The sequence below is a fragment of the Pseudomonas sp. JL3 genome (assembly GCF_031570575.1).
Lineage (GTDB): Bacteria > Pseudomonadota > Gammaproteobacteria > Pseudomonadales > Pseudomonadaceae > Aquipseudomonas > Aquipseudomonas cucumis.
In genome coordinates, this window is the sequence record NZ_JAKWJK010000067.1 from 1 (window position 1) to 827 (window position 827).

1 protein-coding gene is annotated in these 827 nt (G+C 62.4%); it reads right to left on the bottom strand.

Translation table 11 applies throughout. The features are described from left to right. Nucleotides 1-42 precede the first annotated feature (42 nt). On the bottom strand, nucleotides 43-762 hold the full coding sequence (locus MMG91_RS28800) for a 16S rRNA (uracil(1498)-N(3))-methyltransferase (RefSeq protein WP_305503623.1): 720 nt from the start codon (nucleotides 760-762) through the stop codon (nucleotides 43-45). Nucleotides 763-827: the final 65 nt, after the last annotated feature.

The following is an 827-nucleotide window of genomic DNA, read 5'->3' on the forward strand; positions in this document are numbered from 1 at the left end:
TCCCGGGCTGCATTCCCACGCAGAGCGTGGGAACGATCAAACCTAAAAATCGCCCCACAATTGTTGGGCCACCGCCAACGCTACCACCGGCGCGGTTTCGGTGCGCAGTACGCGAGGGCCGAGGCGGGCGGCATGAAAACCGCCAGCCTTGGCCTGCTCGACTTCCGCGTCGGACAACCCGCCTTCCGGGCCAATCAAAAACGCCAGTGTCGCCGGTTTCGCATGGCTCACCAGCGGCTCGGCCACCGGGTGCAGCACCAGCTTCAATTCGGCCTCCGTCTGCTTCAGCCAATCGGCCAACAGCAGCGGCGGATGAATCATCGGCACTGATGAGCGCCCGCATTGCTCGCAGGCGCTGATCGCCACCTGACGCCAGTGCATCAGGCGTTTGTCGGCGCGCTCGTCCTTGAGGCGGACTTCGCAGCGGTCAGTGAAGATCGGGGTGATTTCGCTGACGCCCAGTTCGGTGGCTTTCTGAATCGCCCAGTCCATCCGCTCGCCACGGGACAAACCCTGGCCGAGATGGACCGCGAGCGACGACTCGACCTGCCCGGCGAAGCTTTCATCGATATTCACCACGACGCGTTTCTTGCCGACTTCCGCCAACGTGCCGCGAAACTCATGGCCCGAGCCGTCGAACAATTGCACCGCATCACCCTCGGCCATGCGCAGCACGCGGCTGATGTAATGGGCCTGGGCTTCCGGCAGATCGTGTTCGCCGATGCTCAAGGGGGTGTCGATAAAGAAGCGGGACAGTCTCATCAATGGTCTCTGTAATTCGTCTGAACTGATCGTTCCCACGCTCTGCGTGGGAATGCCTCACCGGA